This is a genomic window from Hyalangium sp. (assembly GCF_035629615.1).
Taxonomy (GTDB): domain Bacteria; phylum Myxococcota; class Myxococcia; order Myxococcales; family Myxococcaceae; genus Hyalangium.
In genome coordinates, this window is the sequence record NZ_DASPHO010000162.1 from 1 (window position 1) to 6,577 (window position 6,577).

The 6,577-nt window shown below is 68.6% G+C and carries 7 protein-coding genes and 1 pseudogene; 3 read left to right on the forward strand and 5 right to left on the reverse strand.

The features are described 5' to 3' along the window. Positions 1 to 64: 64 nt before the first annotated feature. A complete protein-coding gene (locus VD972_RS08370) occupies positions 65 to 352 on the forward strand; it encodes an AarF/UbiB family protein (protein ID WP_414654010.1) in 288 nt (95 codons plus the stop codon). Continuing rightward, positions 268 to 501, forward strand: a complete 234-nt coding sequence (locus tag VD972_RS08375) for a hypothetical protein (RefSeq protein WP_324983488.1) — start codon at positions 268 to 270, stop codon at positions 499 to 501. Before VD972_RS08370 ends, VD972_RS08375 begins: the two co-directional genes overlap by 85 nt. Here the strand turns inward: VD972_RS08375 and VD972_RS08380 are convergent. The 5 genes from VD972_RS08380 to trmFO form a co-directional block, all read right to left on the reverse strand. Then, positions 494 to 1,384: an alpha-ketoglutarate-dependent dioxygenase AlkB gene (locus VD972_RS08380; protein ID WP_324983468.1), complete on the reverse strand. Its 891-nt coding sequence runs from the start codon at positions 1,382 to 1,384 to the stop codon at positions 494 to 496. The two genes, VD972_RS08375 and VD972_RS08380, sit on opposite strands and share 8 nt — an antisense overlap. Before the next feature lie 7 nt (positions 1,385 to 1,391). Beyond that, a complete protein-coding gene (locus tag VD972_RS08385; RefSeq protein ID WP_324983470.1) occupies positions 1,392 to 2,294 on the reverse strand; it encodes a tyrosine recombinase XerC in 903 nt (300 codons plus the stop codon). A 71-nt stretch (positions 2,295 to 2,365) separates the two neighbouring features. Further along, complete coding sequence (locus VD972_RS08390; RefSeq protein WP_324983475.1) at positions 2,366 to 2,893, reverse strand: DcrB-related protein; 528 nt, start codon at positions 2,891 to 2,893, stop codon at positions 2,366 to 2,368. 225 nt (positions 2,894 to 3,118) lie between these two features. Further along, on the reverse strand, positions 3,119 to 4,729 hold the full coding sequence (locus tag VD972_RS08395) for a gliding motility protein (protein ID WP_324983478.1): 1,611 nt from the start codon (positions 4,727 to 4,729) through the stop codon (positions 3,119 to 3,121). Continuing rightward, entirely contained in the window at positions 4,729 to 6,081 is a 1,353-nt protein-coding gene (gene trmFO, locus VD972_RS08400) for a methylenetetrahydrofolate--tRNA-(uracil(54)-C(5))-methyltransferase (FADH(2)-oxidizing) TrmFO (RefSeq protein WP_324983483.1), read from the reverse strand. Before trmFO ends, VD972_RS08395 begins: the two co-directional genes overlap by 1 nt. A 265-nt stretch (positions 6,082 to 6,346) precedes the next feature. Here trmFO and VD972_RS08405 point away from each other — a divergent pair. Then, positions 6,347 to 6,577: pseudogene (locus VD972_RS08405) on the forward strand (TraR/DksA family transcriptional regulator); the annotation flags it as partial.

The window sequence follows — 6,577 nt, forward strand, 5'->3', positions numbered from 1 at the left end:
CAAGAGGGTTCGCGACATCCTCAAGACCGAGCTGGGCGAGCGCGCACCGGAGCTTCTGGATTCCCTGGAGGACGCACCGATCGCAGCGGCATCCATTGGGCAAGTGCACCGGGCGCGGCTCGTGGACGGCACCCGCGTCGCCGTGAAGGTCCAGTACCCAGAGGTGGAGAGGGCGATCGCTGCGGACTTCGGCCCTGCGGCAGTGGGGAGCCACCTCGCTATGACTTCGAGACGGCCCGCGGCCTCGTCCGGGCTTTCTACGGCCCCATGCTGCGCGACGAGGTGCAGGCCATCGATCTCGGCGAGGCCCGCGGTATGCGACAGGTCCTCGAGAGCAAGCGCCACCTGTTGAAGCTCACGCTGCCCGGAGAGTTCCTGTTCCTCTTCCGCATCCGCTTTGGGCTCATGTCCGTGCTCGCCCAGCTGGGTGCCCGCGCCAACTGGTACCGGCTGGAGGAGGCCTACGTGGAGACCGCGCCCTGCGACATCCGGTTCACCTGAGAAGGACACCCGCCTCGGTCGCCTCACGCGCCAGCTCCGCGCGGAAGAAGGCGCTGCTCTCGGCCAGGGTGCGCATATAGGGGCGCACGTCCTCGCGGGCCTCGGAAGAAAGCGCTGCGAAGGGTGTCACGTGCTCGTCCGGCACGTAGCGGAAGGTGAAGTTCACGCGCCGGGTCTGGAAGTCGGGAAGCTCGGGCGGGAGGAGGTGTCCCGCGCGGGTGTCTACCCGCTGCACCCGGTGGAAGGTCTGCTCCTTCCACTGCGCACCCCCAAAGAGCTCCAGCGAGCCGTCATCAAGCCACTGCTCGAGCACCACCGCGTCGCGCTCGCCTGGGCGGCTGGAGGTGACGAACTGGATGAGGGCGCGCTCGCCCAGGGACAGCGAGGCCACGGGCCCCGGCTCGAAGTCCTTGTGCTCGCCCACGCGGGCGGTGTCCACCCAGCGCCCGTCCTCCAAGCGGTTGCCGTAGAAGTTCACCAGGCAGGTGTTGAGGTGCCAGCGCGGTGGCATGTCCGGCCCACGGAACATCCGGCGCGCGAGTGCCTCGATCTTGTCCACCTGACGCTGGAGCACGGGGGGAAACGGCTCGGCCCGCACGCACCGGTCCTTCACCCCCTTGGGAGGGCGGTAGTAGTCGAGGCAGGCGAACTGCCAGTTGCCCAGCCAGTACACGGGCCTCAGGAGCCGACGCTGCGTCTGCCCTGGCGGCGGTGGGAAGTGCTTCGAGTAGCGCTCCTCCCACAGCGGCCGCAGGGTGGTGAGCCATGCGCGGATCTCCTCGCGGTCCGCGGCCGAGAGGAAGCTCGCGTTGTAGTGGTGGCCGGGCGTGCGCTGGCGAGGCTTCGGAGCGGGCACACGACCGGGCCGACGAGGAGGAACCATGGCTTGCTCAGGCCCGCGGGTGTGCCGCGTCGTAGATCTGCTGGAGCTGCTCCACGGTGACGTGGGTGTACCGCTGCGTGGTGGACAGGCTCGCGTGCCCCAGCAGCTCCTGGATGCTGCGCACGTCCGCGCCGCCGCCCAGCAGGTGCGTGGCGAACGAGTGGCGCAGCGCGTGCGGGCTCACCTTGCGCGTCAGCGCGCACTGCACCACGTACGTGTCCAGGTGCCGGGCGATGCTGCGAGGGGTGAGCCGCCCGCCCTTGTAGTTGAGGAAGAGCGCCTCCGGATCCTGTCCCGGCCGAGGCGTGGCCAGCAGCTCACCTCGCCGCACCAGGTACGCCTCCAGCGCGCGGATGGACTGCGCGTTGACCGGGCACAGGCGCTCCTTGCTCCCCTTGCCCATCACCCGGACGATGCGCCCGCTCCGATCCACGTCCAGCAGGTCCAACCCGCAGAGCTCACTGATGCGCAGGCCTCCGCCGTAGAGGATCTCCAGGATGGCCCTGTCGCGCAGTCCCAGCACCGTCTTCCGCGATGGCATCTCCAGGATGGCAAACACCTCATCCACCGGGAGCACCTTGGGCAGGCTCTTGGGCAGCTTGGGGCTCTTCACCAGCTTGGCCGGGCTGGCCGACAGCAGCTTCTGGCGCACCAGGTACTTGTAGAAGGACTTGATGCTCGCCAGCCTCCGCGCACGGCTCGCCGGGGCATGGTCCACCGCCAGCGTGCCCAGGTAGCCGCGGATGGCCGCATGCGAGCCTGCCAGCAGCGTGAGCTTCATCCGCTCGGTGAGGTAGCGCTCGAAGTCGAGAAGATCGATGAGGTAGTTGCGCACCGTGTGCGGCGACGCGCCCTTCTCGTGCTCGAGGTGGGCCCGGAACTTCTCCAGCAGTGGTGACAGCGACTCCATGGGCCGAAGGGTAGACGGCTACAGGCCTGAAGCAAACTTCCTCCCCAGAGGGGCTCCCTGCTCCCGGGCCCTCACGCCGCGATGATGCGCAGGTGCCGGGGCTCGATGTACTTCGGACGGGGGCGCAGGGCGGGAGGCAGCGTGGCGGAGGGAGCGCCGGGCGCCGCAGCCGGGGCGCTCAGGGTCGCCGAGGCGAACAGCTTCTCCGCCATGGCGCGGGAGGCCTGCAGGCGCTCGGCCCGCTGCGTGAACGTGAAGATGTGCACCACCCCGGCCTTCGCCACGTAGAAGTGCAGCTGCGCCAGCTTCATGCCGTGGGCCACGTGCGTCGTCTCGCGAAGGAAGCCGCCCAGGGCGCCGAAGGTGGCGGGGCGCTCGGACACCAGCTGCAGCCCCTCCTGCGTGTGCCGCAGCTGCGCCAGCATCCGCGCCGCGAACTGGGGCGGCGTCTCCCGCGGGCGAACCGCCTCCGTCGTGTACCCCAGCGTGCTGCGGAACCCCTCCTCCACCGGCCCCGAGGCCACGATCTGCGTCGCGTCCGACCAGCCCTCAGGCAGAGACATCTGCAGGCTGCCGTACTGCATCGTGCGCGAGCTCATGGGCGACTCCGGCGTGAGGGGTGTACCCACCGTGCTTACCGTGGCGGGCTTACATACACATTATCGCACCATGTACTCCATTGTTTCCCATGGGCTCACATTGGCGGACAAAGCCCCTCATTCTCATACGTTACAGGCCTCCCCTCGGAAAATTCCAGGCTGGCGCCGTGATTTTCGAATCAATCCTCCTTGATTTTCGAGTCAATTAACACGACGCGTCACGACTCAAGGTGTCGCGGGGGCGATGTAGACGCCGGGCTTCTGGCCCTGTGTCACCAGGTACACGGCGTGAGAGTCCCCCGGCCCGGCGAAGTACGCGGGGATCTGCACCCGCTGGTCGAGCGTCTTCCGGGCCTTGCTCTTCGTGTCGTAGACGCCCACGTCGTAGGTGTCCGAGTCCATGCGGGCATAGGTGACGAGGAAGCGCTTGCCGTCGCTGGCGAGCTTGTAGCTGAAGATGCCCTGGATCCAGGTGACGGGCTCGGAGCGGGCCTGCTGCATCAGATCCAGCGCCTTGAAGTCACAGGCGCGGCCCTCGCGGATGCAGTTGGTGCGGAAGATGACCTCGGAGTTGCCCGGGGTGAAGCCGTAGCCGAAGACGCCTGCGTGGACCTTCTCGGCCTTCTCTCCGCCCACCGGGTAGAGCATCAGGTCCACCGAGTAGATGGGCTTGAGGACCCGCGTGAGGAAGGCCACGTACTTGCCGTCCGAGCCCCAGGTGTAGTTGGGGACGCGGTCGCCCACGCGCTGGGTGGCACCGTCCGGCAGCTGCAGCACGGCCATCAACCCCGCGCGCGCGGACGGATCGTACCTCTCGAGGAAGGCCAGCGCCTGGGAGTCCGGGGAGAAGGAGAACTCCTCCACCCGCTCACCTACCTCGCGTCCGGCGCTGCCGTCCGCCGGGCCTACGTACAGGTTGCCCAGCAGCTCGGGCTTGCCGTTCTCGGTGCGCGCCAACCACTTCCCATCCTTGGAGAAGGCGAACACCTTCGTCCCCGAGGAGACCTTGCGCGGCTTGAGGTCGGCCACAAGGGCCATGAAGAGATCGTACATGCCGCGCTCGGCGTCACTGCGCGCCTGCCAGGCCACGTGCAGCCCGTCCGAGGACACCTCGTAGTCGCCCACGTAGTCCCCCAGCTTGCGCGGGGCCTCGGGCTTGTCTACGGCCACTGCCGCCAGCCCGCCCGCGGCCACCAGCCGCCGCTTGAAGAAGAGCGTCTTGCCGTCCGGGGTGAACTGGGCGGTGGCCACCTCGCCCCCCACGTCCTTGAAGGGCCCGGCCGGCAGCGGCCCCAGCTTCAGCACGCCGCTGTCCACGAAGGCCAGCAGCTTCCCATCCGGGCTCGGCAGCATGTACGTCACCTGCTCGCCCAACCGCACCGGCTCCGCGGTGGCATCCGCCAGAGACAGCACGTGCAGCACGCCGGACTGGCTCGCCGGGTTGTAGCCGGTGAGGAAGAGCAGGTAGCGCGAGTCCTTCGAGAAGAGCTGGCCCCCCGGCACGTTCGTCACCCCCTCGCCCACCTTGCGCGGTGAACCCCCGGGAGCCGGGACGACGTGCAGCTCGCCCACCAGCATCTGCGGAGGAATCCCGTCCAGCCGCGGCTTCTTGGCCTCGCGCAGGAAGGTGACGAACTGGCCATCCGGCGTCACGCGCAGATCCGCCGCCACGCCCGGCGCCAGCAGCGTCCCCATGCCACCCACCACAGCACCCTTCCCTCCCCCCGTGCCGCCGCCTCCGCCGCCTCCGCCGCCTCCGTCGGAGTCCCCGCGCTTGCATCCCACCACCGAGAGCGCCATGAGCGCTCCCACCACGACGAGTCTCCGAAGCTGCATCACGCGCTCCTCTGAAGGGACGGCGGGACGGCCGCCGTGGGCAGCCACGCGGCGAGATCCTCCTGGGCCCGCGCCGCGTACCGCGCCCGCTTGTCCTGCTTCTTCACCCGCCCGGGCAGCGGCGGGAACAGTCCGAAGATGACGTTGGTAGGCTGGTGAGGGTAGTCCGGCGGGTGCGCCTCGCCCGTCACGTGCCGGTAGAGCGAGCCCAGGGCCGTGGTGGCCGGCGGTGGGACGAACTCGCGCCCCTCCAGCCGGGCCTGCAGCGCCAGCGCCACCAGGGCGCCGCACGCCGCGGACTCCACGTACCCCTCCACGCCGGTGATCTGCCCCGCGAAGAACACCCGCCGCTCCGCCTTCAGGGACAGGTCCTTGTCCAGCAGCCGCGGCGAGTCGATGAAGGTGTTGCGGTGGATCTGCCCCATCCTCAGGAACTCCGCGTCCTTCAGGCCAGGGATGCAGGTGGTGAAGATGCGCTTCTGCTCGCCCCAGGTGAGCCGCGTCTGGAAGCCCACCATGTTCCACGAGGTGCCTGCCCGATCCTCCATGCGCAGCTGCACCACCGCGTACGGCGACTGGCCCGTGCGCGGGTCCATCAGCCCCACCGGCTTCATCGGCCCGAAGGCCAGCGTCTCCTCTCCGCGCTCTGCCATCACCTCAATCGGCAGACAGCCTTCGAAGTATTTAGGTTCCTCGAAAGCGTGCGGCGTCAGCTTCTGGCCCGCCTTCACCTCGGCGATGAAGCGGTAGTACTCCTCCCGCGTCATCGGCAGGTTGAGGTAGTCGTCCCCGTCTCCCTTGCCGTAGCGGCTCTGTCGGAAGGCGATGGCCATGTCGATGGAGTCCCCAGAGAGAATGGGGGCGATGGAGTCGTAGAAGTAGAGCTTCTGCCCTACGTGCCGCTCCAGCTCCTGGGTGAGCGCCTCCGAGGTGAGCGGCCCCGTGGCCACCACGACGAGGCCCTCCGGCAGGCGCTCCACCTCTCCGTGCACCACCTCCACCAGTGGGTGCTCGCGCACGGCCTGGGTGATCGCTCCGGAGAACTTCTCGCGCTCCACGGCCAGCGCATCCCCCGCTGGCACCCGGTGCGTGTCCGCGCTGCGCAGGATGAGCGAGCCCAGGGCGCGCAGCTCGGCGTGCAGCAGGCCGATGGCGCTCTCCGGGTTGTCCGAGCGCAGCGAGTTGGAGCACACCAGCTCCGCGAGCTGATCCGACTTGTGCGCGGGCGAGCGCTTGTGCGGCTTCATCTCCCGCAGAGTCACTGGGATGCCTCTCTGGACGAGCTGCCATGCGCACTCGCTGCCCGCCAGCCCGCCCCCGATCACCGTCACCCGCGGCTTCTCTTCCGCCATCACACACTCCCTGGCCCCGCACTCCGGGGCTGTCCGAAAACAGTTAGCAGGACTCCCCTCCCCTTTCCCAGCGATGAAAAAGAGAAGGGGTGTCCTCAAGTTGGCTGCTTGAAGGAGCCTGCCCGCCTGGCCTCCAGCCCAGCCATGCCCTCCGAGAGGGGCTCCGGTTTCCCTACCTGCGGGGGACCCCTAGCTTTCACCCGTTCATCACTCGGACAGCCGGTCCGAGCGGGAGCAGGACCCTATGAAACGGAGCCAGTCGGCCATGACGCGAGCCAACGACCTCATCAAGATCCGGGCACTCCTCCAGCGCCGGCGCCGGGAGATCCTCACCGCCACGGAGGGCGCCCACCGTGAGCTGACAGCCCTGAAGAACCAGGAGCGGGATCCCGAGTACGAGGAGAACGCCCAGGCCGAGCTCGCCGACTACACGCTCTCCAGCCTGATGGAGTCCCAGCGCAGGGAGGTCATGCTCATTGACGCCGCGCTGCGTCGC